Source organism: Bradyrhizobium sp. PUT101 (assembly GCF_052043945.1).
GTDB lineage: Bacteria > Pseudomonadota > Alphaproteobacteria > Rhizobiales > Xanthobacteraceae > Bradyrhizobium.
The window spans coordinates 1,197,310-1,224,030 of sequence record NZ_CP197207.1; the positions used below are offsets into that span (position 1 = coordinate 1,197,310).

Sequence of the window (26,721 nt, forward strand, 5' to 3'; positions counted from 1 at the left end):
GGAGCTATCATGACCGCCTACGACACCAACAACATCTTCGCAAAGATTCTGCGCGGTGAGCTGCCCTGCTACAAGGTCTACGAGGACGAGCACGTCTTCGCCTTCCTCGACATCATGCCGCGCGTCCCCGGTCACACCCTGGTGATCCCGAAGGCCCCTGCCCGCAACATCCTCGATATCAAGCCGGACGACTACGCCCACGTCGCCCGCGGCGCGCACAAGATCGCGGCGGCCGCGATGAAGGCATTCAACGCCGACGGCATCACCGTGCAGCAGTTCAACGAGCCCGCCGGCGGACAGGTGGTGTTTCACCTGCACATGCACGTGATGCCGCGCCACGACGGCGTCGCCATGCTGCCGCCGGCGAGCCGCAAGGAAGACGCCAAGGTGCTGGAAGAGCACGCGGCCAAGCTGATCGCGGCGTTGAAGGGCTGATTGTCATTCCGGGGCGACGCAAAGCGTCGAGCCCGGAATCCATTCCACCACCGTCGCTGACGCCCGATGGATTCTCAGGCGCGCAATTGCGCACCATAGCTCGCGACTTCGTCGCGCCCCGGAATGACGGACCTTACTCCGTCTGGAAATCTCCTGCTTGCGGCGCGGCCAGCGGCGTGAACTCGCAACGATCCGGCTTGATGTCGATCAGCGGCGTGTTGTCGAGGCAATCGAGCCCACGCACCAGGATCGCATTGCCCTCGATGCCGACCAGCTTCACGATCGACGTGCCGATCGGGTTGGGCCGAACCGGCGAGCGCAGCGAGAACGTGCCGCGGGTCTTCTCGTTGTTCTTCGGGCTTTGCAGGATGATGTCGCGGCGCGACTGGTCGAGCCAGTAGAGCACTTCGAGATTGCTGTAGAAATCGACGCCCTTGATCGCCGGCACGAACGGCTCGAAGATCTCGAGCCGGCATATCGGGCCGTCCTGACGCCCCTGCCGCGGCGTCTCCAGGCGCGACGTCCAGGGCGTGCGGATACGGCCGATGAAGACGAGCCCGGCATCTTGCGTCGGCGGCAGCTCGATGGCGACTTCGCCCTCGCGGAGCTCCTGTTCGCGAACCATATTTCAGTTCCTTGCTGTTCGCCGGCGGTTTTAGCCCAACCACCACTTGCCGGCCAGCATGAAGACTTCGCCCGTGATCACGCCGGCGAAGATCGAGCGGCGGGTCAGCAGGAAGACGACGAGCCCGGCACCGACCGCGCCATATCGCAGGACGTCAGGCACGGTGGCAAGCGCCCCTGGCGGCTCCACCACGATCTGGGCGATGACGCCGGCCAGGATCGCGGTCGCGACCGCTCGCACCCAGACCAGCAGCTCGGAGCCTTCGTCGATGCCGCCGCCGAACCACAGGCCCAGCATGCGCCATATCTGGTTGGGAACGACGCCGGCGACGAACAGCACGACGAGCGCCTGCCAATCGCCGATGAGCTGCGCAAAACTCATGCGCGCACCTCCCGCAACCAATGCACGCCATAAGCTATCGTGCCTGCCACGACGCCGCTGATCAGGATGTCGAGGCCGGAGTTCATCCTGGCGGCCAGTGGGTAGAGCAAGATCCCGAGCGCCAGCGCGCCACGTCGGCGATTTCGCGGCTGTTGCGCGCGGTCGAGAACAGGAAGGACAGCGGCGTCAACAGCAAGATCGCCGCTCCAAGCGTCTGGGTCAGATTGGCGGCGAGGAAATAGCCGACCGTGTTGGCGACGAGGCACACCGAAACGAGGCCGCAGCCGAGCCCGTGGACGAAAGCGATGCGCCGCTCCCGCGGCACAAGCGGCAGGAAGCGGTGGCATTCGACCCACAGCGTCACCGCAGTCAGATGCGCGGCGAAGACCAGCTCGCGCCGTTTCGTCGTCGGCGTGCGCATCAGCGGCAGCACCGAGACGACCATCGGAAACAGACGAATGGCGCTGACCGTGACTGCAATCGCCGACTGGATGATGGTCGCGCCGGAGCCGAGCGTGGTGATCAGGATGATCTGCGCGGGACCGGCCCAGACGAACAGCGTCGAGGCGAGCGCCCAGACCAGGCTGAAATGGGTGTCATGGGCGAGCGCGCCGATGCCGAGGTAGGTCACGAACAGCACGATGGTGAGGATCGTCTGCGTGATCGAGCGCAGTCCCCACGCAAACGCGCGCCACGGACTTTGCCATTGAGGGGAATCGAGCGGAGGAAGCGCCACGGAGAGCTTCGGCTGGTGAGGAATCCTGGCTGCATAACGCGCGAGACGGCGGCGCGCGTCAAGGAAGGGCACGGCGGGGCTGACATGCGCGAGGCCCAGGCCCACCGTCGTCATTCCGGGGCGCGCCACTTGGCGCGAACCCGGAATCCATCTCGCGACGGTCTCTGTGGCCCGATGGATTCTCGGGTGCGCAATTGCGCACCATAGTTCGATGCTTCGCATCGCCCCGGAATGACGGCCAGAGCGAATGCGCTCTATCCGCTCACACCACGGTTCTTCAGCACGAAGCAGGCGCCGCCCGCCTTGCGGATGCGGCTGCACAGATCATCGGCCTCGGCTCGCGTATCCGCTCCAATGCGCACCTGGTAGAAGGCGCGCGTGCCGCGGCTGCGCATCACCGAGCTTAGCAGGCTCGGATCACGCTCGCCGATCACGGCGCTCAGTTTCGTGACCGCCCTGGAATACATCGCCAGCGCCTTGTTGCGGTCGAAGCCGGCTGCGAGCTGCACCCCCCAGATCTTTGCAGCGGCAAGCTCCACATGCTGCTCAAGCTCGGCGACGAACGGATTCGGCGCGCGCTTGAGCAGCGCCATCAGATCACGGCAGCTCGTCGGCGGTGAACTCGGCGGTCCCTTGCCGGTGCTGCCGGCCTTGGCCCAGGCGTCGACGCTCGTGCCGGTGATGGCGAAGACGTAGTTGCGGGTCTGCTCCGGCATCGGCCCGGTGCCGACGAGCCATTCCTGCACGCGCCGGGGACCGGCATTGTAGGCGGCAGCGGCAAGGCCGAGATTGCCGAACTGGTTGCGCAGCTCGTTCAAAAACTCGGCCGACTTCGGCAATGCCTGCACCGGATTGAACGGATTGAGCAGTCCGCGCTCGCTTGCAGTGCCTGGCATGAACTGCGCGATCCCTTGTGCGTGCTCGCCATTGCGCGTCATGGGGCCTACTGCATCGGCCTGGAAGCGGCTTTCCTGCCAGATCACCCGGGCGAAGAATTCGAGTGGGAGATTGGCATCGCGCGCAGCCGCCTCCACGATCAGGCAGATCGACTCCCGCGTATCGCTCTCACGCGCATCCGCGGGTTTCTCCGCAGGCTTCGCGGGTTCCTCGGCATTCGGAGGCGCGACGGGAGGCGGCGTCTCCTCTGCGAGCGCCGGCGACAGCACGAGAGCCTGGGACAGGACGGCGACAATCCGAGCTATTCGCATGGCATTTGACGTTATCGGATAAATCGGACCTTGACTTGGAACCCCAGCCAACTAGCAACAGGCGACAGTATCAACGCAGGTCCCGCCTGATGGTGACAATCTTTTTTGATCTCGACGGCACGCTGACCAACCCAAAACCCGGGATCACCCGCTCGATCCAGTATGCACTGGAACGGCTCGGCGTTTCGGTGCCGAGCGAGGACGAACTGACCTGGTGCATAGGCCCTCCGCTGCATGCCAGCCTAAAAAAGCTCACCGGAACCGACGAACTCGCCGATCGCGCGCTGCTGCTCTATCGCGAGCGCTTCAGCGATATTGGCCTGTTCGAGAACGAAGCCTATGCCGGTATCAGGGATACCCTCAAGAGGCTTGCCGCGACAACACCGCGCATGTTCGTCGCAACCAGCAAGCCCGCGGTCTACGCCACCCGCATCGTCGATCATTTCGGCCTGAAGCCGTATTTCGAGCGTGTGTTCGGCTCCGAGCTCGACGGCACGCGCGTCGACAAGCGCGACCTGCTCCGCTATGCGCTCGACGAGTCCAAGGTCGATGCGAACAGCGCAATCATGATCGGCGACCGCAGCCACGATGTGGTCGGCGCCAGGACCAACGGGATGACCGCAATCGGCGTGCTCTATGGCTATGGCAGCGAGACCGAGTTGCGGGACGCCGGCGCGCATCATATCTGCGCCGCACATCCCGAACTGCTCGGGCACTGTCTCGCGTAACGCAAGCCCGTCTTCGCGGCGGCGATCAGCTCGCCGCCGCCGCGATCTCCGTGGGCTCGACGGCATCGACCGGCAACGCGAACTGCTCGACGCGCTGGTACCGCTTCTTGTTGAGCAGCAGCCGCGTCACGTCCGGCCGTGAATAGTGGCCGGCGGGATCGGCAGCGTTCTTGGCGACACCGATGGCACCGAGGTCGATTTCGGCGATCAGCAGCCCCTCCTGGTCTGGCGCCAGCCTGTCGCCGATCTGGCTGCCGTCGGGGCCATAGATCGCGGCAAAGCCGCCGCCGGCATGCAGCAGCGCGTGCTTGTCCGGTCGGTCGCAGAGCTCGTCGATCATGGCCTGCGACACCGTCGCGCAAGGCGCGAGCACGAAGCAGGAGCCCTCCACCGCATAGACGCGCGAGGCGGCGTTGTTGACCTCGGCGCCGAGCGCCGGCGCGAACGGATCGTAGAGCGAGAAGCTCGGCCAGGCCGCGACATGGACCTGCTCGTTCTGGGCGTACATCGCGTATTTCGACAGCGGCTGGAGGTGCTCCCAGCAGCACAGTGCCCCCAGGCGGCCAATGTCGGTCCTCGCATGCACGGCGAGATCGCTGCCGTCGCCTTCGCCATAGACAGTGCGCTCGGCATGGGTCGGCCGCAGCTTGCGGCGTTTTGCGATGGTCTCGCCATCAGGGCCGATCAGCCATTGCGCGAGATAGAGGCTGCCGCCGTCGCGTTCGGACAGACCGATCACGGCAGTGAGCTTTGCCTTGCGCACCGCCTCGCGCAGCCGATCGGCCTGCGGGCTGTCGTAGGACAGCGAATTGTCGAAATAGCGCTGCACGAAGCCGCGGCCGATCGCCCAGGCCGGCGAGTCCATCCAGATGTGCCAGGGGTAGCCGGGAATGAAGGCCTCGGGAAAAGCGATCAGCTTGGCGCCCTTTTCCGCAGCCTCCCTGATCAGCGCGATCGACTTGTCGATCGAGGCGTCGAGGTCGAGCCAGGCCGGCGCCGCCTGTACCACCGCGACCTTGTACTTCGGATGTTCGATGCCCATTCCCGCCTCCATTGCCGGTTGATCGGAAGCCATGTCCGATGCAGTCTATTGGGCCAAGCCAGACGGCGGGCGCTCGACCGCCGCGGAACAAAAACTCGACTGGACGCTGCCGCGAGCCGGTACGGGATTTGCCTCCGGTCAGGCTAGATCTGCGCCAACATGCGATTTTGCTGGATGTGAAAGGGAGGCTCTCCAGATGCCAATCCAGTTCACGACGGACGGCAGCCCCGGCTATCGGCGGCTCGCCCTCTGGCAGGACATCGTCTGCGACGTCTTCGTCGGGCTCGACTGCAAGTCCGACCTCGGCAGCGCGTTTCGCGGCTCGGTCACGCAGGCTTCGCTCGGCAAGGCCGCATGCTCCGAAGTCTGCTCGGACCGCCAGCACGTGTTCCGCACACCCTCGCGCATCGCACGCTCGGACCAGGATTTTGTTCTCATTGCGCTCGGCAACCGCAGCAGCGGTGGCGTTGTGCAGGACGGCAGGGAGACCGTGATCCATCCCGGCGAGTTCGCACTCTATGACACCACGCGCCCGTATGAGCTGAAATTCAACGATGCCTTCACGCAGACCATCTTCAAGGTGCCGCGCGAGATGCTGCGGCGCCGGCTCGGCGGCACCGAGACGCTGACTGCAATGTCGTTTGGCGCCGACGCGCCGCTCGAGCGGCTCGCCTATGATTTCATCTTCCGGCTTTGCCAGAGCGCGGACGGGCTGGCCCCGGACACCGCCACCGCGCTGTCGGAGCAGGCCGTCGATCTGCTCGCCATGGCGCTGAGCGAGCGGCTCGGCAGGACTTCGCTGCCGTCCTCGACCCACCGCTCGGCCCTGCTCTACCGATTGAAGGCGCACATCCGCGCGCATCTCTCCGATCCCGACCTCACGCTCACGGAGACCGCGGCCGCGCTCGGTATCTCGCCGCGCTACGTCAACGACCTTCTCGCCGACGAGGACACCTCCTTCCAACGCTACGTCCTTGCCGAACGCCTCGCCCGATGCCGGCGCGACCTCGCCTCGCCTGTGCTCGCCCATCGCCACATCAGCGAGATCGCGTTTGGCTGGGGCTTCAACGACCTCTCGCATTTCGGCCGGGTCTTCCGCGAGCATTTCGGAATGTCGCCGCGCGACTTCCGGCAGAGCCAGTTGCGGCATTGAGATCCCTTTCAGTCAGCGATCCCCTGCACGACCAGGCCATCCCGAAGCAAGGCCGGTATGTGAGCGCGTGATAGGACGCGGCGCCTGCTTGCACTATCCTCTGCCACCGAGCCGCAGTGATCTATCGGCGGCCAGCCAGGGAGCACATCGATGGAATACCGACGCTTGGGCCGGTCAGGCCTCATGGTGCCCGCCTTGAGTCTTGGCACCGGCACCTTCGGCGGCGTCGGCCGCCTTGCGGCTTGGGGCACGACCGACGCGACCGAAGCGCGGCGCCTTCTGGACATCTGCCTCGAAGCCGGCGTGTCGATGTTCGACACCGCGAATGTCTATTCGCTCGGCGAGTCCGAGCGGGTGCTCGGCGAAGCCATCAAGGGCCGCCGCGACAAGGTTCTGATCTCGACCAAGGCGACGTTCCGCTTCGGCGATGGCCCCAACGATATCGGCTCGTCGCGGCAGCATCTGCTCGCGGCCATCGATGGTTCGCTGAGCCGGCTCGGCACCGACTACATCGACCTGTTCCAGCTGCACGGCTTCGACGCCTTCACTCCGCCCGAAGAGGTGCTTGGCACGCTCGATGTGCTCGTGCGCGCCGGCAAGATCCGCTATGTCGGCGTCTCGAATTTCTCGGGCTGGCACCTGATGAAGTCGCTTGCGGTTGCCGACAAGCACGGTTTTCCGCGCTACGTCGCCAACCAGACCTACTATTCGCTGATCGGGCGCGATTACGAATGGGAGTTGATGCCGCTCGGGCTCGACCAGGGGTTGGGTGCCGTGGTCTGGTCGCCGCTGGGATGGGGACGCCTCACCGGAAAAATTCGGCGTGGCCAGCCGAAGCCGGAAGTCAGCCGGCTGCCCAAGACGGCCGAGTTCGGACCGCCCGTGCCGGACGAGCATGTCTACCGTGTCGTCGATGCCATCGACGAGATCGCGAAGGAGACGGGCAAGAGCGTCTCGCAGATCGCGCTCAACTGGCTGCTCCAGCGTCCGACCGTCTCGACGCTGATCATCGGCGCGCGCAACGAGACCCAGCTGCGCGAAAATCTCGGCGCGGTCGGCTGGTCCTTGACCAAGGACCAGGTCGCAAAGCTCGACGCCGCGAGCAAGGTGACGCTGCCCTACCCCTATTGGCACCAGCGCGTGACTTTCACCGATCGCAATCCGCCGGCGGTGTAGCGGGCAGCTGGCGCGTATCGACCCGCATTGAGCTGCATCAAGTCGGCACGCGTGGACCGTGGCACTGTCCCGGTTCTCGCGAGGCTTCTGATGCGTCGATTTGCCATGAAGGCCCTGTTCATGGTTCTCGGCTTCAACCGCGCCGGGCGACCGCGGATCGATTGGGATCGCGCCATCCTCATCTTGTCCACGGCAGTGACGTTCGGTCTGGTTGCGCTTTACTTCTTCGGAAAATCAACAGCGCGCTGGTGAGGCTGCGGAGGCCATCCAGTCCCATGCTTGCCGCGTCGGGAGATCTGCTTCCGCTACGGGAACTGCCGGTGTCCTGACGGGTTGCTGTCGATCCGGCAATTTCCTATTGGGAGATGAATCACGGCTCCAATCCACCGCGCCTCCATCATGTCGTCCGCCCCGATCGAGCATGCCGACGGCCTGCCGCAGCCGCAGCGCAACCAGGCGGTGCTGACGATTGCGCTCGGCATCATCATGGCGGTGGTCGACAGCGCCATCGCCAACGTCGCGCTGCCGACGATCGCGGCCGACCTCGACGCAAGTCCGGCCTTCTCGATCTGGATCGTCAATGGCTATCAGCTCGCGATCACGATCTCACTGCTGCCGCTGGCTTCGCTCGGCGAGATCGTCGGCTATCGCCGCGTCTATCTGGTCGGACTGGTGCTGTTCACGCTGGCCTCCGCCTTCTGCGCGCTGGCGCACACGCTGCCGCTGCTGACGGCCGCGCGCATCCTCCAGGGCTTTGGCGCGGCCGGCATCATGAGCGTCAATGCGGCGCTGGTGCGCTTCACCTATCCACGCAGCCAGCTCGGCCGCGGCATCGGGCTCAACGCGCTCGTGGTCGCCTTCTCGGCAGCGGTCGGCCCGACGCTCGCCGCCGGCATCCTTGCCATCGGAAGCTGGCCCTGGCTGTTCGCCATCAACGTGCCCCTCGGTGCGGTGACATTGCTGATCGGCCTGCGCAGCCTGCCGCACACCAAGCCTGCGAGCCGTTCCTTTGACTGGCAGAGCGCGGGTCTGTCCGCGATCACGTTCGGTGTCGGCATCGCCGCCGTCGACAGCGTCGGTCATGGTGAGGCCGCCATCACCTGCCTCGCGCAATTCGCCATCGCCATCGTCGCTGGCGCGCTGCTGATCTATCGCGAAACCCACATGAGTTCGCCGCTCTTGCCGGTCGATCTGTTACGCATTCCGGTGTTCGCGCTGTCGATTGCGACTTCGATCGCATCGTTCTGCGGACAGATGCTGGCCTTCGTCGCGATCCCCTTCTATCTCCAGAGCCGCTTCGGCTATTCGGCGGTGCATATGGGGCTCTTGATCACGCCCTGGCCGATCGCGGTGGCATTCGCAGCGCCCCTTGCCGGCCGCCTCGTCGAGCACTATCCGGCGGGCCTGCTCGGCGGTATCGGCCTCACGCTGTTCGCCGGCGGCCTCGCCGCGCTGGCCTTCCTGCCTGCGACGCCGACCCCGTTCGACGTGATCTGGCGCATGGCGCTGGCCGGCGCCGGCTTCGGCCTTTTCCAGACCCCCAATAACCGCACCATGATCGCAGCCGCCCCGCGCGAGCGCGCCGGCGGCGCCAGCGGGATGCTGGGCACGGCGCGGCTGCTCGGCCAGACCACGGGGGCGGCGCTGGTGGCGCTGCTGCTCGGACGGTACCCGGTTGAGGGCACCAGGCTGGCGCTGCTCGCAGGAGTCGGGTTTGCTCTCTGCGGCGCGGTGCTGAGCATGCTGCGGCTGTCTCCCGTGGGCGCGCGCGGCGCCGAGCACGTTCGCGTCCAGGACGACCAGCGCCTGCGGGGCGATTAGCGCAGGCCCACGCCGAGGTCCGCTCTGTTTTCGTGCACAACTGTTGCGTGACTTAACTATCCCGACCTGTGACCTATTGCCCTCGCGCTCCGGTTGCGCTTCATTGGCGCTGGGACAAGGGGCATTTCATGCGTTCATTTGGAATTGTGGCGCTCAGCGTCATGCTGGGCGGCTGCGCGTCGGTCACGCGCGGCACGACTGAGAATATCAGTATTTCATCGACACCGTCAGGCGTGGAAGCTGTGGTCTCCGGGCTCGAAGTGCCCACCACCTGCACCACTCCTTGCGCCGTCGTCGCCAAGCGCAGCGCGGACATCACGATCACCTTCGAGAAGGAGGGCTACCAATCCCAGACGGTGCAGCTCACCAAGGAAGTGTCGGGTACCGGCGCCGCCGGGTTCGCCGGCAATCTCCTGGCCGGCGGCCTCATCGGCATGGGCGTCGATGCCGCAACGGGGGCGGCCACCGATCACAAGCCGAATCCGGTGATCGTGACGATGCAGCCGTCGGCCCCGCACGCCACACCGCGCACTCCGAGAAAGCCACGGCCGCCACGCGCGCCGGAGGCTGGAACTTAATACCGCTGGCTCAGCGTCCGCATAAAAAAAGGCCGGCTTTGCAGCCGGCCTTTTGATTCATGGCGTGCCAATCAAGCCTTGACCAGCGGGCCCTTGGAGGTCGGCCCCTTCGAGCCGCCGGGACCGCCCGGTTTCGACTTGCCTGGCGGACGCTTGCGGGCACCGGGCAGCTTCTCCTGCTTCGGCGTGACCGGCCCCTCGACGAATTCGAAGCCGATCTTCTCCTTGGTCTCGTCGGCCTCGTCCTTGACGAGAACAACGCGGACGTGACCGCCGCCCTTCAGCTTACCGAACAGCACCTCGTCGGCCAACGGCTTCTTGATGTGCTCCTGGATCACGCGGGCCATCGGGCGCGCCCCCATCTGCTCGTCGTAGCCGTGCTGGACCAGCCAGGTCTTGGCCGGCTCGGACAGCTCGATGGTGACGTCGCGGTCGCCGAGCTGCGCTTCGAGCTGAAGCACGAACTTCTCGACCACGGTGCCGATCACCTCGACGCTGAGATGGCCGAACGAAACGATGGCATCGAGACGGTTGCGGAATTCCGGCGCGAACTGCCGGTTGATCGCCTCATGGTCGTCGCCTTCCCGCTTCGAGCGCGTGAAGCCGAACGCCTGCTTGGCGAGGTCCGACGCACCCGCATTCGTAGTCATGATCAGGATCACGTTGCGGAAGTTGACCTGCTTGCCGTTGTGATCGGTGAGCCGGCCGTGATCCATGATCTGGAGCAGCACGTTGTAGAGGTCGGGATGCGCCTTCTCGATCTCATCGAGCAGCACCACGCAATGCGGATGCTGGTCGACGCCGTCGGTCAGCAGGCCGCCCTGGTCGAAGCCGACATAGCCCGGAGGCGCGCCGATCAGGCGCGACACAGTGTGCCGCTCCATGTATTCGGACATGTCGAAGCGCAAGAGCTCGACGCCGAGCGATGCGGCGAGCTGCTTGGCGACCTCGGTCTTGCCGACGCCGGTCGGGCCAGAAAACAAATAGCAGCCGATCGGCTTCTCCGGCTCGCGCAGGCCGGCACGTGCCAGCTTGATCGAAGCAGCGAGCGACTCGATCGCCTTGTCCTGGCCGAACACGGTGCGCTTCAGGGTCTGCTCGAGATGCTTGAGCACCTCGGCATCGTCCTTCGAAACGCTCTTCGGCGGGATCCGCGCCATCGAGGCGATCGTGGTCTCGATCTCCTTGATGCCGATGGTCTTCTTGCGCTTGTTCTCGGCCACCAGCATCTGCGCCGCGCCGGACTCGTCGATCACGTCGATCGCCTTGTCGGGCAGCTTGCGGTCGTGAATGTAGCGCGAGGACAGCTGCACGGCGGCCTCGATCGCCTCGTTGGTGTACTTCAGCCGGTGGTAGTCTTCGAAATACGGCTTGAGACCCTTGAGGATCGCAATCGCGTCCTCGACCGTCGGCTCGTTGATGTCGATCTTCTGGAAGCGCCGCACCAGCGCGCGGTCCTTCTCGAAGTGCTGGCGATATTCCTTGTAGGTGGTCGAGCCCATGCAGCGGATGGTGCCCGACGCCAGTGCCGGCTTGAGCAGGTTCGAAGCATCCATCGCCCCGCCCGAGGTAGCGCCCGCACCGATGACGGTGTGGATCTCGTCAATGAACAGGATGGCGTTGGGATGCGCCTCGAGCTCCTTCAGCACCTGCTTCAGGCGCTCCTCGAAGTCGCCGCGATAGCGCGTGCCGGCGAGCAGCGTGCCCATGTCCAGCGAGAACACGGTCGCGGCCGCCAGAACCTCCGGCACCTCGCTATCGACGATGCGCTTGGCAAGACCCTCCGCAATCGCGGTCTTGCCGACGCCGGCCTCGCCCACGAACAGAGGGTTGTTCTTCTGCCGCCGGCACAGCACCTGGATCGCGCGGTTGATCTCGGAATTGCGTCCGATCACCGGATCGATCTTGCCGTCGCGCGCCTTCTTGTTGAGGTTGACGCAATAGGTCTCGAGCGCTTCGCCCTTCTTCTTGGCGTCCTCGCTGCCCTTGGTCTCGGTCTCCTCGTCGACGCCGCGCACGGGACGCGCCTCGGACACACCCGGGCGCTTGGCGATGCCGTGGCTGATATAGTTGACCGCGTCATAGCGCGTCATGTCCTGCTCTTGCAGGAAGTAGGCGGCATGGCTCTCGCGTTCGGCGAAGATCGCGATCAACACGTTGGCGCCGGTCACCTCTTCGCGACCGGAGGATTGCACATGGATCACCGCGCGCTGGATCACGCGCTGGAAACCTGCGGTCGGCTTGGCATCGTCGGCGCCATCCGTCACCAGGTTCTCGAATTCGGTTTCAAGATAGTTGACGAGGCTCGTGCGGAGCTTGTCGAGATCGACGCTACAGGCGCGCATGACGGCGGCTGCATCGGAATCGTCGATCAGTGAGAGCAAAAGATGCTCGAGCGTCGCGTATTGGTGATGACGCTCGTTTGCGATCGCCAGCGCACGATGCAGGGATTGTTCAAGGCTTTGGGAAAAAGTCGGCATTCGCGTCCTCTATGGCCCCCACCATCATGATCGCCATCGCCCGGTCAGGCAACAACAACCTTTGTCACATATAGTTATACAAGATCGCGGCGAAAGACCGGTTCCGCGACTCGGCGGTGACACACCTGCGGTATTTTTCGATGCAAGACCCGTTCCGATTTGGGCGGGATCGGCGCCGGCGCAGAATTCCCCAGTTTTGCCGGCGGCAACGGGACATCGCGCGCAGCCGTCACTGCAACAATCACGCCGCGATTTACGCGAGAGCCCGCTTCAAACGCGCCGCAAGGCGTCTTACTTCTTTTCCATCACGCATTGCAGCGGATGCTGGTGCTTGCGGGCAAAATCCATCACCTGCGTCACCTTGGTCTCGGCGATCTCGTAGGTGAACACGCCGCACTCGCCGATGCCATGATGATGGACGTGCAGCATGATCTTGGTCGCCGCCTCGACGTCCTTGTTGAAGAACTTCTCCAGCACGTGGACGACGAACTCCATCGGCGTGTAGTCGTCGTTCAGGATCAGCACGCGATAAAGGTTCGGCCGTTTGGTCTTGGGCTTGACCTTGGTGATGACCGAAGTGTTCGGACCCGAGGGGCTGCCCGAACGGTTCTCGTCATTGCTCATGCGAGGAGCGTCGGCGGCGGATGGCGCGGACAGGTCAATACTGGAAGTCAATTGCGGCATGGCACAGGCGTTCAAATTCCCCACGGAAGCGCATGGCGGTCCCCGCGCGACTCCGCCCTTCGGAGCCTGGCGCAGGCGCGCCGCCTTGTTGGATCGCCGCTCCCGACATATCCGGCTCAAGCCGGACCGTTCGCCAGCAATATGGGCCTGCCCACGGCTGGCCGCAAGCATGCGGAGATCAGGCCGATGCGGCCGCGGCAGTCCCGATTCCCGGTCCGGGCGATCCAGGTCAGGTTAATCAATCCGGACCGATTTGACAAAAATTTCCGCTCGGCATGTTTAGAAGATGTTGACCAGGAACCCGGCCGTTAACCCGCCTGCGACGGTTTTTCGCGGATGGCTCCGGCTTTCTACGGTTCAATTTACCTGCCGTTCAATGGCGTGCCCCGAAATCAGGCAAAACACGGATTTCGGGGATCGTCATGTCTCGCCTGCCCCTCCTCAGCCGCCTTGGTCGACAACTCGCCCGCTTTGCAGCGGCCGAGCAAGGCAATATCGCCATGATCTTCGCCATCGCGCTGGTGCCCGTGCTGGGTTTCATCGGCGCCGCGGTGGACTATAGCCGCGCAGTGCAAGCACGTACTTCGCTGCAGGTTGCGCTCGATTCGGCGGCGTTGATGGTTTCCAAAGATCTGACCAACGGCATCATCTCGGAATCCGAGATCGAGTCTAAGGCAAAATCCTATTTTACTGGCCTCTACACTGGTCGCACCGGCACAGTGTCGACGGCGGATATCCACGCCACCTACACACCCAAAGACTCCAATGGAATCTCGAACGTCGTGATTACCGGATCCGGCGCCATGCCTACGGATTTCATGACGATTGCTGGTTACCCGACGCTTGGATTCAACGCGAGTTCTACTGCGGCATGGGGAAATACCCGCATGCGGGTGGCGATGGTTCTGGATAACACGGGATCGATGGCCCAGAACGGCAAAATGACGGCCATGCAAGCCGCGGCCAAGGACATGATCGACACTTTGTCCAGCTATAACAAGCAGACGGGCGACGTTTACATTTCGATCATCCCGTTCTCGAAAGACGTCAACGTCGGCACCACCAATGTCAGTGCCTCATGGATCAATTGGACTGAATGGGAGGCAGAGCCTCCGATTCTCGTGAACAACAAATCCAGCGCCTTCAACTCGGCCGTGGCCGGATCGGCTTGCCCGTTCACGAAATACAATCAGGGCTTTACCTGCATGGACCGGCCCGCGACCTTGAGCGGCGCCAAAAGTACCAACACAATCCCGTCGAGCGGCACCTATGCCGGATATATCTGTCCCAGCGTAGACAGCGGCAATAAGCGCTCAGGAAAGTCCGGCATCTATTACAACGGTTGCTACACCACCGCCACCGGGGCGAGCGCTAGCTGCGGGTCGAGCACGAGTTGCACCTGCACGGGCAGCGGATCGGGCAAGATCTGCCACCTGTGGCGCGGCGACGGCACCGCGGCAACGGCCGCGGCAGCGCCAGGTCACAACACCTGGACCGGATGCATCAACGATCGCGATCAGGACTACGACACCAAGAACTCCGCCCCCGGCTCGGGCAGCGGGAGCCCCTCCTCGCAGTTCTATGCCGAGCAGTGGTCCGGTTGCCTTCCGGCCACCGTGTTTCCAATGAGCAATCAGTGGCAGACGCTTAAGGATCAGATCACGGCGATGTCGCCGAGCGGCAATACCAACCAGGCCATTGGTCTTGCCTGGGGATGGCAATCCCTCAGCACGACAAACCCGCCAATCGCGGCGCCGGCCAAAGCCAGCAACTACATCTACAAGGATTATATAGTGCTGCTGTCTGACGGCTTGAATACCCAGAACCGCTGGAGCACCTCCCAGTCCGCCATCGACGCCCGCCAGGCGATCCTCTGCCAGAACATCAAGGCCGACACGGCAAACCCGGTCACGATCTTCACGATCCAAGTCAACATCAACAATGCGGACGCAAAATCTCAAGTGCTGCAGGATTGCGCGACCAATGGGAACTTCCAAATGATCACGAGTGCCTCTCAGACATCGGACGCGTTCAAGAACATCCTAACGCAGATTTCCAAGCTGCGCGTCGCGAGGTAATTCTCGTCCGCAACCCGCAAACGAAAAGCCCGGCCAATCTGGCCGGGCTTTTGATTCTGGGAGCGTGTTGAGCGGGTCAGTTCGCGGCCGGGGTGAACTTCGACACGATGGTCTCGACCGGCTTGAACGCCTGCTTGGCGAGGTCGCTGTAGAGGCCGGCGATCTTCTGCGATTCCGCAACGAAGGTCTCGTAGGCGGAACGGGCAAAATCGGTCTGCGCTTCCATGGCCTTGTCCAGCGACTTCACGCCGGAAAGCTTCTCGACGAAGGACTTGGTGTCTTCGAACGACTTCTTCGTATAGTCGCCATAGGCGCTGGCGATCGCCTGGAGGCCGTGCTGCACCGAGGTCGCGGAGGCAACGCACTGCTCGAACTGCTCTTTCCCGTAGCTCTGAAAGTCTTCAACCTTGAACATGTCGGAATCCTTTTCCCTGGCTCGTGTCGGGAAGCCCCGGCTCCCTGACTTCGCCCAAAATTAGTGCAACGCACAAAAAAGTCAAGAATCTTGTGCGCCGCACAAAACTCGACGCAAATCGCCGATATTCCCGGGGTTTCCCGCAAGGGTTTCTTAAGCTTTTGGAAACCGCAGGCCCCTACCTTGATTCCCTGGACGTGTTCACTTCCGCAGGCGGCCAAAGCCGTTTGAGAACATCACCTTAGCCAGAACAGCGGCTCGGGTCCAACTTCCCCCGCGGCAACCACCGGCGGAGGGACAGCCTGAGCAGGTAATGATCCCGGGACCATTGGGCACAATTTCGCCTCACGGGCCGGTGATCAAGTCAGAAACGGGGACGGGGTTCCATGCTTCGTAAAAACTTGTCTTCCTCGCGCTTGGCGCGGGTTGGCGTTTTGGGGCTTCTTACGGTCACCATCGCAGTCATTATCACCACCGATGCAGCGGAGGCGCGGCGCCATCGCCGCCACCATGCGCATCACCGCGTCCAGCGCGATGTGTCCGAGAGCTCGAGCCCGAAATTCGCATCCATCATCGTCGACGGCAATTCCGGCACGGTGCTCCAGGCAACAAGCCCCGACGGGATCCGCCATCCGGCCTCGCTGACGAAGATCATGACGCTCTATCTGCTGTTCGAGCGCCTCGAATCCGGCAAGATGAGGCTCGACACCGAGATGCCGGTGTCCCAGCACGCCGCCGATCAGGATCCGACCAAGCTGAACCTGCGTGCCGGCCAGACCATTCGGGTCGAAGACGCGATCAAGGGCCTCGTCACCCGCTCGGCCAACGACGCAGCCGTGGTGATCGCGGAAGCGATCGCCGGCAGCGAGAACGATTTCGCCCAGATGATGACGCGCAAGGCGCGCTCGCTCGGCATGTCCAGGACGGTCTACCGCAACGCCAATGGCCTTCCCAACGACGAGCAGGTCACGACCGCTCGGGACCAGGCCACGCTCGGTCGCGCCATCCAGGAGCGCTTCCCGCGCTACTATCGCTATTTCGCGACCTCGACCTTCAATTGGCGGGGACAGTCGATCCGCAACCACAACCACCTGCTCGGCAGCGTCGAGGGCGTGGACGGCATCAAGACCGGCTACACCCGCGCCTCCGGCTTCAATCTCGTCACCTCGATCCGCCGCGGCAACCGCCACCTGATCGGCGTGGTGCTGGGCGGCCGCAGCGGAGGCTCGCGCGACGCCATCATGCGCAACCTGCTCGCGGAGAACCTCGAGAAGGGCGCGACTGTCCACACCGTCGCCGCGGTCACGGAGCGCAACGGCGCCGAAGCCAATACCGACGTCGCCGACGCCTCGGATACTCCGGCACGCTCCGCGCCGCAGGTTCAGGCCTCTGCCCCTGAAACCGCCCCGTCGCGTCTCGCCTCGCGGCTTTCGACGCTGGCCGCTGCGGCTGCCGCGATGCCGCCCGCTCACGCCAGATCTGAAGCCAGCAAGCCTGAAGTTCGCCCGACTGAATCCAAGGTCGAGCCTGCGCCGCTCACCAATGGTGTGATCTCGAGCCAGCCGCTCTCCATCATCCCCGGCTCGTCCGAGCCGATGAAGCCGGTTCGGGTCAAGACGGTTCAGGTCAGGGCCGGCGCCGTGAAGGTCGCCTCCGCGGCCCCGGCTCACGTCGCGCCGCCGGTCACCAACACCATCCCGCCCCGTTCCGACGTCGCGGAAACCTCCGGCGCCGTCGTCGCCCGGGCGGATCTCATCAACAGGCCCGAGGCAGTCAGCCAGCCGGAAGCACCGAAGGCCGAGATTGCCCGCACCGAACTGCCGCGGCAGCCGGCTGGCTTCGGCACCGGCAACGGCATCCTCGGGGTGCTGCCGGCGGCAACCGCCGCTGCGCCCGCCCCCGCCGGTCCCAGGCTTGCGTCCGCCGACCCGGCGCCCCAGCCGATCCAGATGAGCAGCACCAACAAGCCGGCCGTCACTCACAGCGGCTGGATTGTCCAGGTCGGCGCGCTCGAGAGCGAGAATGAAGCCCAGCAGCGGATCGACGCTGCCCGCAGCTCGGCCCGCGGCCTGCTCAGCAAGGCCGATCCGTTCACCGAGCCGGTCGTCGCCAAGGACAATCGCAAGCTCTACCGTGCCCGCTTCGCCGGGCTCGAGCGCGACCAGGCCGAAGCCGTCTGCCGCACCTTGAAGCGCGCCGAGATCTCCTGCATCACCGTGCGCAACTGATCTCCCTGCTCCGTTCCGGACCAAATGCCCGCGCCTTGCGCGGGCATTTTCGTTTTGGGGATGCGGTGATGCCGAGGCTGATCATGACAAGGCTGCTCCACGACAACCTCTCGTCAAGGATTTACGGTTAAAACTTTGCTCAAGGGATCGACCACGCCGACAATGGCGGGCATCGAGGCGACGGCAGACGGAGCAAACGGAGCTCACGCGGTACGGGCGTTTGTAGCGTAGTGCCGGAGTTAGCCGTTATGCGTGCGAAGCAGAGTATCCTTGGCCTCGTTTACCCGGGCAGCGAGATACGTCGAGCCCCCCTGGTCGGGATGGAGTTTCTTCATCAGGGCTTTGTGGGCCCGGCTGATGTCGTCGCGCCCCGCCCCCGGCTGCAAGCCAAGGATCTGATAGGCTTCCTCCGCCGTCATTTTGCCGCTCGCCGCCGTGCGGCGCTGCCGCCCTGCCGCATCGCCCTGCGCGTTCTGACGCCAGGCGGGAAACCGGCGGTCCAGATAGCTTTCAAGTAAGGCCACGCTCTCGGCGTCGAACGTCGGGACCATCGCCAGCAGGCTGGCGAGATCGAACTCGTCGAGACTGCGCCCGGCGTGAGGTCCCGCGACGATCTGGCCTGTAAGCTGCCCGGAATCGTGGTCGAGCCGCATGTCGAGGAATTGCGAGCGCACGCGTGAAGCCTGCCCTTGCGCCGGCGCCGCACCGCCACCGAACCAACCGCCGATATTGCCGAATCCGGCATTCGCCAGTGGCGTCCAGCCGAGCAGCCCGGCGCCGAAGATTCCGAGCGGGATCGCAACCGCCAGCTCGCCCCGCAAACCCGTGAAGGCCGCGACCGCCAGCGCCAGCACGCCGCCCCCAAACTTGATAGTGCGCGCCAGCGCCGCCGGATTGGCGGCGCGAAACATCTGAAGCAGCAGATAAAGCGTGATAACGGCGACAGCGCCGGCAATCAGGGTCATGGCCGGAATATAGTCGCCCTCGCGGCAAAATGCATCGCGTCTACCGCCGCCGCGAGCCGCGCCAGGCTGATCGCTACTTCATCTGGCCGATCAGATTCGCCGCGCCGCTCGCGGTCTTCGCCAGTTTCAGCAACGCTTCGCGTCCGCCAGCTGCATAGGCCGCAGCTGCCCGCAACAGCTCGCGCAGCTGCGCCGCCGCGCCGGGATCAAACCGGCACCAGGCGCCACCGGTCAGGTGCGCGATCTGGCGGAAGGCCTGCTCGGCGACGGCGTCACGGCCTTCCTGAAACACGAACACGGGCACCTTGAGCATACCGAGCTCGCCGGCCTTGGCGCAGAGCTCGTCGATCCTTTCCTCCATGGCATCACCGACGAAGACCACGGCCCGCACGCCGGATGCGACCGCCTCGCGCCGGGCCTCGCTCAGCACCTTGCCGATCTGGGTATCGCCGCCGCGGCAATCGATCTTGCTCATCAGCGCCGCCAGCTTGGCGCTGTCGGAGATCCATCCCGTGGCACGGCACTCGTTGAGGCCGCGATAGTAGACCAGCCGGATATCGAGACTGCCGAACGCCGCGGTCTCGCGAAACATGTCGGCCTGGAGCGCGCAGGCCATGTCCCAGGTCGGCTGCCGGCTCATCGTCGCATCGAGGGCGAAGATCAGCCGCCCCTTCGCCCCCGGTGCATGCGGTGACAGTCCCCGCGCCTTGGCGACGAAGGCGGCGATGTCTTCCGAGGTGGAGGTCACCGCTTGCGGGAGCGCGCCGTCGGCTTGCGCCGAGACGGCATCGCGACCGCGCGGTTTGATGGGTTCGCCCGACATCGCTCCTTGCACCTTGCGTGAGCAGCTAATGTGGTCAGCGCATGCGGCCCGGTCAATGCACAAAGCCTCCGCGGGCAGCGCCGGCGGAGGCTTTGACGAGCGGTGCAATCGAGTGGCGACGTGAACTCTTGTATGTCAGCTTTTCGCGGGTGCCATCAGGGCGACCGGACCAGGCTCGAGGATCTTGGGCGGGGAGGATCGCGTATCGACCGGCGCCACGTCGCTGTCCGTCGCGCTCAGGAACTTGTCGAGCATGCTCTGGATCGAGCTCTTGGCCGCATCCGGACCGGTGTCGCGCATGTCGTTGTGCTGGAATTCGGTCTTCACGACCTGAATACCGGCCTTCTCGCATTCCTCGTCGGTCGGCAGCACGCCTGCATCGGTCTTGAACTGCGGATCCTGGGAGCGGAACGACAGGATCTTGAACTTGCCGGCGGTGACGAAGGGCACGCGCAGATTGTCGAGCGTGACGACCTTCTTGACCTCATCCGGATAGTGCTTGGCGAAGTACATCGTGATGTCGCCGCCCATGGAGTGGCCGACCATCGTCACCCTCTCGTAGTCGGCGTTGGGCTGAACCTTCTTCATCTCCTGCACGGCGAGATGAATGTTGGCGACGCCGCGCAGGATCTGCGGCAGCCGGCCGACATAGAGCTCGCCGGGCTTGGTCACCATCGGAGGATCGGTGGGCAGGTCATGCTGCGGGCTCAAGACCATGTAGCCGCGCGCAGCGAAGATGTTGGCGAGGAAGCCGTACTCGGTATTCTTGACGGTGTTGCCGTGATTGATCACGGCGACCGGCAGCGTGATCATGCCGGCGTTGGCCTGCATTTCCTTGTCACGGCGCACCGCGACATAGACGGGCACCGGACGATTGTCGCGCGACGCGTCGTAGAAGGTGATGGTCTCGTGCTTGATCGCCCACTTGCTCGCCGTGAAATAGGCGATGCCGCAGAGGGCACTGACCGAAACCAGAACGGCAATTCCACGCTTCATTTTCGTCCTCAGCCTCAGGCCTAGAGGCCTGAATCCCTGTTGAAAATCGTGTTCTTCCGGGGCTCTTTGGCCCCTTGTCGCCTATTCGCTAATATATGTCACAGCAGCGTGACAGGAAGGCTAAATATTGTGAAATCGCCGCCCTTCCATTGTGCGTCGCACACGTTTTCTGTGCACCCCATTCTCTTACCACCACGTCAGGTGCAGCTTACCATCCGACGCAACCGGGCTCGATTGGGTTCATTTCGCAGTCAACACGGGGTGAAAACGCGGCGAGCGCGGCCACGGTTCCCGCAGGGGCCGGCTGCTCGGATCGGCGAAAAGTAGCAACTTACCGCCGCCTCAGACGCCCAGGATGTCGTGGACCTCGAGCGGCTTGTCGACCTGGTTGAACCACTCGGCCCGGTTGGCGGCGCGGCGGCGACCGCGCTCGTCGAGCGGCAGCTTGAGCTGGCGGAGCAGGCTCGTCACCTCCTCCCGCGCGGTAAGATGGCCGAGATTGGGCCGCATGCCGAGCGTGGCCTCGTCGATCTCGTCGAGGGCGGTCAGGCCACGCGGGAAGAATTCGCGGTAGACGACGCGTTCGGCGAAGCCGTCGACATAGCGGAAGCCAAGCCGCAGCGACAAATCCTTCAGGCCTTCGGCGACGAGCTGCTTGTTGCGGGAGCCGAGCATGGACAGGCGATTGCGCACGACGATCCAGTCGGTGGTTGCGCCGTCGAGCTGGCGGCGCTTGCGCCTGACGTCGCGCACCATCTCGGCATAGTGGCTCTCGCCCGTCACCGCGTAGTTGGCGGGATCGACGGTCCCGAGCACGTCGAAATCGAGGAAGCTGTCGTTGATCGGCGTCACCAGGGTGTCGGCCATCGAATGCGCGAGCCGCATCAGATAGCTGTCGGTGCCGGGCGTATCGACGACGATGAAGTCGAAGCTGCTCTCGACCGCCGAGACCGCTTCCATGAACTGCTGGAACTCCGAATTCTCGTTCTCGGCGATCTGCATGGTCTCGCCGAGCTTGATGCAGCGATGCACCGGCAGCTCGAGATCGAGCTTGGTGCGGCGGGCCCAGGCGGCGCGGTTGTCGATATAGCGGGTGAAGCTCTGCTGGCGGCAATCAAGATCGATCGTGGCGACGCGCTGGCCGGCCTTCAGGAGCGCAACGGCGATGTGCAAGGCGGTGGTCGATTTGCCGGAGCCGCCCTTCTCGTTGCCGAGCACGACCACATGCGCCGAGCCGGATTGGCCTTGGCTAGCCTGCACAAGCATGGTGATCCTCAACGCCCCCTGGCGAATATCTTCGAGTTGGCCGCGCCTGCGGTCAAGTGAAATGCGTGACAGGTAAAGCAAGTCGCAACGTGCCCTGCTTCGCCATGAATCGCGGCGCCGTCTTTCGTCTGTGATCCTGCCTGCAATGTCGCGACGTGCTGTGCCACTTGCGCGGGATGCTGTGCCGCATTCGGATGCATGGCGTCCACGATCGTCACTTGTTAAGGTTAGCCGGCCGGGCACGACGCCCGCTCCTGCCCCGATTCCCAATCCGTCGAGTCCTGATGTCAGCAAGCCCATTGATCGCCCGCACGGTCCCTGCCCTGCGACGCGCCGTCGACAATCTCCGCAAGCGAAAGGCCACGATCGCGCTGGTCCCGACCATGGGGGCCCTCCATGACGGGCACGTGTCGCTGGTTCGCCTCGCCAAGCGGCGCGCCAGCCGCGTCGTGGTGTCGATCTTCGTCAACCCGACTCAATTTGCCCCGACCGAGGATTTTGGCGCCTATCCGCGCACCTGGAAGGCCGACATCGCCAAGCTCGCGGCCGAGGATGTCGATATCGTCTGGCACCCGGGCGTCGAGGCCATGTATCCGGAGGGCTTTGCCACCCGCATCGTGCCGGAAGGACCGGCGCTGGCCGGCCTCGAGGACCGCTTCCGCCCGCACTTCTTCGGCGGCGTCGCCACCGTCGTCGGAAAGCTGTTCACGCAGTGCCGGCCGGATTTTGCGATCTTCGGCGAAAAGGATTTTCAGCAGTTGCGGGTGGTGACGCAGATGGCGCGCGACCTCGACCTCGGCGTCAAGGTCCTCGGCTCCCGCACCGTGCGCGAGCGCGACGGGCTCGCGATGTCCTCGCGCAACGTCTACCTCTCGCCAGAGGAGCGGCAGACCGCCAGCGTCCTCTACCGCGCCATGAAGGAGAGCGCCGGGCGCATCCGGGCCGGCGATTCGATCGCACCGGCGATGGCGGGCGGCGCCGAGATGATCACGGCGGCCGGCCTGGCGCTCGACTATTACGAGGTCCGCCATGCCGAGACGCTGGCGCCGGTCACCTCGCGCAAGGACGGGCCCCTGCGGATCCTGGTCGCAGCCAAGCTCGGCACCACCCGGCTGATCGACAATATCGCGGTTTAGAGCAGCCCGAGATCACGCAGCTCGCGCCGCATCGGCTCCGGCATCGCCGCGATCGAGCCGGCTGCGGACTTGCCGAGATCGGCCGGCACGGAATCGTCGGTGAGATAGCGCCAGCCCTGGAACGGGCGCATCGGCCGCGGCGAGACCGGGATCACCTTCGGCTGCATCACGATCCGGCAGCGCCCGATCCCGTCCTTGTCGCGGAACGGCTCGATGCCGATGATCTTTTCGCGCGCGGCAATCTCGCCCTTGATCACCCAATAGAGCGAACCGCCGGCGAGGATTTCGGCATCGCGCTTGGGCACCATGCGGGTGATGTGGATGTGACGTTGCGGCAGACCCTTCTTCTTGGCGGTCTGCATCCGTTCGGCCACCCACTCCTTCAATTCCTTGACGGAGTCGCAGCCGACGGCGAGCTTGATCAGATGGAGTGGCATGCCGAAGCTTTAGCCGGGCCGCCACGCATTGGGAACGCCGATCTACTCGTTATCCGCAGCTGCCGGAGCCGGCGCCGAGGCCGGTGGCGCGAGCGGAACCGGAGCGGCAGCCGGCGCACGCGCGGCCTTCGGCGCCGGCGGTTTCTTGGCGGCGGGTACCGCAGCCTGCGCCGAGGCTGCAGCCGGTGCGCGCGGCGCTGCATTGGCTGCCGGCGCCGCCTGACGCGCCGCCGTGGACGGCTCCGGATTCATGATGCTCACCGGCGGCGTCGACGAGGCGCTCGGGAACTCCGCATTGGTCGGCCTGCCCGTTGGCATCGACGGCGGCAGCCCGGCAAGCGCGGCGGTGGCCGGCATCGCCGGCGCTGTTGCGGGCGTGTTCCAGGTCAGCGCATAGCGCGCGACCAGCGTGTCGTAGAGATGGGATCCCATGTTGGCGGCGACCTGCTGCTGGTCGGTCAGCGAGCGGAACGCGGCGCAATCGAACTGCGTGCAGCCGTCGCGCACGATCAGCACATGCGCGACAAGGCCGTAGCGATCACGCTCCAGCGACTTGCGCAGCACCTTCATCTCGATTGTCAGGCTCTTCTCGGCCGTGGCGACGTCGCCGAGCGCGGTCAGCCGGTCGATCCTGGCGGCGGTGTGGGAGACGGCGGCAGCCGCGGCGTCAGGCGCGCCGAACAGCGCCTTCTCGCAGCCAGCGGCGACGGCATCGCCGGCGAGATCGTCGAGACAGGACAGCGCCGGCAGGCTCGCAGTAGCCGTGTGCACGCGCGCTTCGGCCGGGGCGACCTGCCCGTCCGGTCCATAGACGCGCACGGTGGCTGCCCCCGCGATCGCGATGGATAGCAGCGTAATGACGGTCAGCGCACCGTTGGCGACCGATCTGTCGGCGCGCTGCAGCGTGATCAGGAGGATCAATCCGAAGAATCCGGCGGCCGCCAGCGTCATCCACATCGGGAAGGCCGGCGAGTGCCAGATTTGGTCGAGCGAAGTGGCCCATGCCCAGTTCATGCGCGACGTCCCCTCACGCGAGCAAAGAGCGAATGGTCAAGCGAGCACCGCGTGTCGGCAACCGCCCCGGCCCACCTTGTGAAGGTGAAGCGGGCCTTTTGACGGCGCAGGACACAAATCACGGATGGCACCAATGCGCGGGTGCGGTCAGCCTTCAGGAGAGCGCGAGCTGGCTTTCCTTGGCGACGCGCTCGAAGGCTTCGGTCGAGCTCTTGATCCGGTACTGGCAGTCGTCGCCGTCGGTCGGCAGCAGACGGATGACTTCGTACGAGCCGCTGGCAGCAGGACGCGCAACGTTACTGGCCGTGAACAGGACGCGCGATCCCACGGGAAATTTGTGCTTCAACACCCTCTCCATTACTCAAACAGCGCCTGCCTCGCCCAGTGTCCCACTGCGATGGCCGGCCGGAAACCCGGGCGGTTATATAGCACGCACTGCGCTGTTTTGGCCAGCGCCATGGCAGCATGGCAAGTGCTCGAATTTTTCAGTCATTTCAGAATGATAACGGGACAATCGGCGGGCCGATGATACCATTGGAGCCGCTCGTTCCGCCGACATGTCGCAGGCCGGTGTCGCAGCCCCCCCGATCCCACCGCCCCTCGCTCATTGCCGGCCTGGGGGCCGCCGGCCGGCGCACGGCGGCCGCCCCGTCAAACCTGCGGTCAGGCGTCCTCGAACTTCGCGATGACAAGCGTTTCGGCAAGCCCGTCGCGCGTCCATTCCTGGAATGATGGCAGCGCCATCATCGTCTCCATGTAGGCCTTGGTGTCCGGCGTCACCTCGATCGCGTAGGTGCGAAACCGGTGCACGACCGGGGCATACATGGCGTCCGCCGCGCCGAAGCGGCCGAACAGGAACGGTCCCTTCGCGCCATAGCGGATGCGGCACTCGCGCCAGATCGCCTCGATGCGCGCGATGTTGGCCTTGGCGTCCGCCGACAGCGCCACGGGGCGGATCTGCCGATGCAGGTTCATGCCGCATTCGTTGCGCAAGGCCATGAAGCCGGAATGCATTTCGGCGCACACCGAACGGGCATGCGCGCGGGCCGCGGCATCGTCGGGCCACAGCTTCTTCTCAGGAAAGCGCTCGGCGATGTATTCGATGATGGCAAGCGAATCCCACACCGTGATGTCGCCGTCGACCAGCACCGGCACCTTGCCGGCACGGCTGAAGGACAGGATCTGCTCCTTGTCCGCGGGATTGTCGGTGTAGAGCGGGATGAGCGTCTCCACAAACGGGATGTCGTTGGCGCGGAGCGCGAGCCAGGGCCGCATCGACCATGACGAGTAGTTCTTGTTGCCGATCGCGAGTTTCAGCGCAGCCATGTCACCAGTCCTTCTCGATACGCCTTGAAGCGAGCCGCTTTTAGCGCCATCGCGTGCCGCCAATCAATCGTTGCTGCGCCCCGTCATGCGTGGCAATCGTTGCGGTCCTTGCCAGGAGACGGACATGAGCAGGCATTGGGTCGATATCGCCGCCATCGGCTTCTTCATCATCGAATGGCTGGTCTATGCCCTGACGCTGGAGCATTCGGCCTACGGCCGCGATAGCCTGTCGGCGCGCATGAACCGCTATCGCGAGGTCTGGGTGCGCCGGCTGCTCGACCGCGAGACGCGCATGGTCGACATGCAGATCATGGCCTCGCTCCAGAGCGGCACCGCCTTCTTCGCTTCCACCAGCCTGTTCGCGCTCGGCGGCGCGCTGGCGCTGCTGCACGCCACCAATGACGCGATCACGATTCTGAGCAAGCTGCCGATCGACCTCAGCACCTCCCCCGCGATGTGGGAGCTGAAATGCGTCGGCCTCGTGCTGATCTGCGTCTACGCGTTCTTCAAATTCGCCTGGGCCTATCGCCTGTTCAATTATGTCGCGATCCTGTTCGGCGGCATGCCGCCGGCTGACCGGCGCGACACGCCCGAAGCCGAAGCCCATGTCATCCGCACCTCGCGTCTGTTCGAATCGGCCGGCCGTCATTTCAACCGCGGCCAGCGCGCCTTCTTCTTCGCGCTCGGCTATCTCGGCTGGTTCGTCAGCCCATGGGTGTTGTTCGTGACCACGGCGGCCGTGGTGGTCGTGACCTGGCGACGGCAGTTCGCGTCCAGTGCATGGGCCGCGATGGCGCCGGATGTGGTGGATGGTGAGGAGATGAAGCGCGGACATTGAGGCGCGTGTCCCGGACAAGCTGCAACGCGCAAGCGCAGCGCAGGGACCCGGGGCCACAGTACGATACAGCAACATAGGCCCCGGCTCTGCAGCGCACCGTCGAAGGGACGCTGCGCTGCGTCCGGGGCACGAGAGTGGAGTTTGGCGCAGGC

At 64.7% G+C, this 26,721-nt stretch carries 26 protein-coding genes and 1 pseudogene; 11 read left to right on the forward strand and 16 right to left on the reverse strand.

Annotation, left to right across the window (positions count from 1 at the left end; all coding sequences use genetic code 11):
• Nucleotides 1-9 precede the first annotated feature (9 nt).
• Nucleotides 10-435 (forward strand): HIT family protein, encoded by a 426-nt coding sequence (locus ACSHT2_RS05765; protein ID WP_440640743.1) that lies wholly within the window; start codon nucleotides 10-12, stop codon nucleotides 433-435.
• A 133-nt stretch (nucleotides 436-568) separates the two neighbouring features.
• Here the strand turns inward: ACSHT2_RS05765 and tsaA are convergent, their stop codons facing one another.
• The 4 genes and pseudogenes from tsaA to ACSHT2_RS05785 form a co-directional block, all read right to left on the reverse strand.
• Complete coding sequence (tsaA, locus tag ACSHT2_RS05770; protein WP_319327571.1) at nucleotides 569-1,060, reverse strand: tRNA (N6-threonylcarbamoyladenosine(37)-N6)-methyltransferase TrmO; 492 nt, start codon at nucleotides 1,058-1,060, stop codon at nucleotides 569-571.
• Between the two features lie 30 nt (nucleotides 1,061-1,090).
• Nucleotides 1,091-1,441 carry an AzlD domain-containing protein gene (locus tag ACSHT2_RS05775; protein ID WP_440640744.1) on the reverse strand — a complete coding sequence of 117 codons (351 nt, stop codon included), beginning with the start codon at nucleotides 1,439-1,441 and terminating at the stop codon, nucleotides 1,091-1,093.
• Nucleotides 1,438-2,177, reverse strand: a pseudogene (locus ACSHT2_RS05780) (AzlC family ABC transporter permease). Before ACSHT2_RS05780 ends, ACSHT2_RS05775 begins: the two are co-directional and overlap by 4 nt.
• Nucleotides 2,178-2,431: 254 nt before the next feature.
• Nucleotides 2,432-3,385: a transglycosylase SLT domain-containing protein gene (locus ACSHT2_RS05785; RefSeq protein WP_440640745.1), complete on the reverse strand. Its 954-nt coding sequence runs from the start codon at nucleotides 3,383-3,385 to the stop codon at nucleotides 2,432-2,434.
• 89 nt (nucleotides 3,386-3,474) lie between these two features.
• Here ACSHT2_RS05785 and ACSHT2_RS05790 point away from each other — a divergent pair, with 89 nt between their 5' ends.
• Entirely contained in the window at nucleotides 3,475-4,113 is a 639-nt protein-coding gene (locus ACSHT2_RS05790) for an HAD family hydrolase (protein WP_440640746.1), read from the forward strand.
• A 25-nt stretch (nucleotides 4,114-4,138) separates the two neighbouring features.
• On the opposite strand, the gene ACSHT2_RS05795 is transcribed toward ACSHT2_RS05790, so the two are convergent.
• A complete protein-coding gene (locus ACSHT2_RS05795) occupies nucleotides 4,139-5,155 on the reverse strand; it encodes a carbon-nitrogen hydrolase family protein (protein ID WP_440640747.1) in 1,017 nt (338 codons plus the stop codon).
• Nucleotides 5,156-5,351: 196 nt separating this feature from the next.
• Here ACSHT2_RS05795 and ACSHT2_RS05800 point away from each other — a divergent pair, with 196 nt between their 5' ends.
• From ACSHT2_RS05800 to ACSHT2_RS05820, 5 genes are all read left to right on the forward strand, one after another.
• Nucleotides 5,352-6,308 carry a helix-turn-helix domain-containing protein gene (locus ACSHT2_RS05800; protein ID WP_440640748.1) on the forward strand — a complete coding sequence of 319 codons (957 nt, stop codon included), beginning with the start codon at nucleotides 5,352-5,354 and terminating at the stop codon, nucleotides 6,306-6,308.
• 150 nt (nucleotides 6,309-6,458) lie between these two features.
• A complete protein-coding gene (locus tag ACSHT2_RS05805) occupies nucleotides 6,459-7,484 on the forward strand; it encodes an aldo/keto reductase (protein ID WP_440640749.1) in 1,026 nt (341 codons plus the stop codon).
• A 105-nt stretch (nucleotides 7,485-7,589) separates the two neighbouring features.
• Nucleotides 7,590-7,736, forward strand: coding sequence for a hypothetical protein (locus ACSHT2_RS05810; protein ID WP_440643049.1), 147 nt, complete (start codon nucleotides 7,590-7,592; stop codon nucleotides 7,734-7,736).
• Between the two features lie 147 nt (nucleotides 7,737-7,883).
• Nucleotides 7,884-9,305 (forward strand): MFS transporter, encoded by a 1,422-nt coding sequence (locus tag ACSHT2_RS05815; protein ID WP_440640750.1) that lies wholly within the window; start codon nucleotides 7,884-7,886, stop codon nucleotides 9,303-9,305.
• Between the two features lie 128 nt (nucleotides 9,306-9,433).
• Nucleotides 9,434-9,883, forward strand: coding sequence for a PEGA domain-containing protein (locus ACSHT2_RS05820; protein ID WP_440640751.1), 450 nt, complete (start codon nucleotides 9,434-9,436; stop codon nucleotides 9,881-9,883).
• A gap of 71 nt (nucleotides 9,884-9,954) precedes the next feature.
• On the opposite strand, the gene clpA is transcribed toward ACSHT2_RS05820, so the two are convergent.
• Together clpA and clpS are read right to left on the reverse strand one after the other, a co-directional pair.
• Nucleotides 9,955-12,363 carry an ATP-dependent Clp protease ATP-binding subunit ClpA gene (gene clpA / locus ACSHT2_RS05825; RefSeq protein ID WP_194393499.1) on the reverse strand — a complete coding sequence of 803 codons (2,409 nt, stop codon included), beginning with the start codon at nucleotides 12,361-12,363 and terminating at the stop codon, nucleotides 9,955-9,957.
• A gap of 291 nt (nucleotides 12,364-12,654) precedes the next feature.
• Nucleotides 12,655-12,987, reverse strand: a complete 333-nt coding sequence (gene clpS, locus ACSHT2_RS05830) for an ATP-dependent Clp protease adapter ClpS (protein WP_028135886.1) — start codon at nucleotides 12,985-12,987, stop codon at nucleotides 12,655-12,657.
• A 482-nt stretch (nucleotides 12,988-13,469) separates the two neighbouring features.
• Here clpS and ACSHT2_RS05835 point away from each other — a divergent pair, with 482 nt between their 5' ends.
• Nucleotides 13,470-15,125 carry a pilus assembly protein TadG-related protein gene (locus tag ACSHT2_RS05835; protein WP_440640752.1) on the forward strand — a complete coding sequence of 552 codons (1,656 nt, stop codon included), beginning with the start codon at nucleotides 13,470-13,472 and terminating at the stop codon, nucleotides 15,123-15,125.
• Between the two features lie 76 nt (nucleotides 15,126-15,201).
• On the opposite strand, the gene ACSHT2_RS05840 is transcribed toward ACSHT2_RS05835, so the two are convergent.
• Nucleotides 15,202-15,540, reverse strand: coding sequence for a phasin family protein (locus ACSHT2_RS05840; RefSeq protein ID WP_011087913.1), 339 nt, complete (start codon nucleotides 15,538-15,540; stop codon nucleotides 15,202-15,204).
• A gap of 386 nt (nucleotides 15,541-15,926) precedes the next feature.
• Here ACSHT2_RS05840 and ACSHT2_RS05845 point away from each other — a divergent pair, with 386 nt between their 5' ends.
• Entirely contained in the window at nucleotides 15,927-17,768 is a 1,842-nt protein-coding gene (locus tag ACSHT2_RS05845; RefSeq protein WP_440640753.1) for a serine hydrolase, read from the forward strand.
• Nucleotides 17,769-18,007: 239 nt separating this feature from the next.
• On the opposite strand, the gene ACSHT2_RS05850 is transcribed toward ACSHT2_RS05845, so the two are convergent.
• The 4 genes from ACSHT2_RS05850 to ACSHT2_RS05865 form a co-directional block, all read right to left on the reverse strand.
• The gene (locus ACSHT2_RS05850) at nucleotides 18,008-18,733 is read right to left on the reverse strand and encodes a DnaJ domain-containing protein (protein WP_440640754.1); all 726 of its coding nucleotides are present in this window, start codon (nucleotides 18,731-18,733) and stop codon (nucleotides 18,008-18,010) included.
• A 73-nt stretch (nucleotides 18,734-18,806) separates the two neighbouring features.
• Nucleotides 18,807-19,556: a VWA domain-containing protein gene (locus ACSHT2_RS05855; RefSeq protein ID WP_440640755.1), complete on the reverse strand. Its 750-nt coding sequence runs from the start codon at nucleotides 19,554-19,556 to the stop codon at nucleotides 18,807-18,809.
• A 135-nt stretch (nucleotides 19,557-19,691) separates the two neighbouring features.
• A complete protein-coding gene (locus ACSHT2_RS05860; RefSeq protein WP_319327531.1) occupies nucleotides 19,692-20,552 on the reverse strand; it encodes an alpha/beta fold hydrolase in 861 nt (286 codons plus the stop codon).
• A 342-nt stretch (nucleotides 20,553-20,894) separates the two neighbouring features.
• Nucleotides 20,895-21,818, reverse strand: coding sequence for a division plane positioning ATPase MipZ (locus ACSHT2_RS05865; protein ID WP_319327529.1), 924 nt, complete (start codon nucleotides 21,816-21,818; stop codon nucleotides 20,895-20,897).
• Nucleotides 21,819-22,102: 284 nt separating this feature from the next.
• Between ACSHT2_RS05865 and panC the strand changes: the two genes are divergently transcribed.
• A complete protein-coding gene (panC, locus tag ACSHT2_RS05870) occupies nucleotides 22,103-22,954 on the forward strand; it encodes a pantoate--beta-alanine ligase (protein WP_440640756.1) in 852 nt (283 codons plus the stop codon).
• Here panC and ACSHT2_RS05875 read toward each other — a convergent pair.
• From ACSHT2_RS05875 to ACSHT2_RS05890, 4 genes are all read right to left on the reverse strand, one after another.
• Nucleotides 22,951-23,391: a DUF1489 family protein gene (locus tag ACSHT2_RS05875; protein WP_440640757.1), complete on the reverse strand. Its 441-nt coding sequence runs from the start codon at nucleotides 23,389-23,391 to the stop codon at nucleotides 22,951-22,953. The two genes, panC and ACSHT2_RS05875, sit on opposite strands and share 4 nt — an antisense overlap.
• Nucleotides 23,392-23,433: 42 nt before the next feature.
• The gene (locus tag ACSHT2_RS05880) at nucleotides 23,434-24,405 is read right to left on the reverse strand and encodes a hypothetical protein (protein WP_440640758.1); all 972 of its coding nucleotides are present in this window, start codon (nucleotides 24,403-24,405) and stop codon (nucleotides 23,434-23,436) included.
• Between the two features lie 154 nt (nucleotides 24,406-24,559).
• On the reverse strand, nucleotides 24,560-24,763 hold the full coding sequence (locus tag ACSHT2_RS05885) for a hypothetical protein (protein ID WP_085966667.1): 204 nt from the start codon (nucleotides 24,761-24,763) through the stop codon (nucleotides 24,560-24,562).
• A 305-nt stretch (nucleotides 24,764-25,068) separates the two neighbouring features.
• A complete protein-coding gene (locus tag ACSHT2_RS05890; protein ID WP_440640759.1) occupies nucleotides 25,069-25,731 on the reverse strand; it encodes a glutathione S-transferase family protein in 663 nt (220 codons plus the stop codon).
• 124 nt (nucleotides 25,732-25,855) lie between these two features.
• Between ACSHT2_RS05890 and ACSHT2_RS05895 the strand changes: the two genes are divergently transcribed.
• Nucleotides 25,856-26,569, forward strand: a complete 714-nt coding sequence (locus ACSHT2_RS05895) for a DUF599 domain-containing protein (RefSeq protein WP_440640760.1) — start codon at nucleotides 25,856-25,858, stop codon at nucleotides 26,567-26,569.
• Nucleotides 26,570-26,721 lie beyond the last annotated feature (152 nt).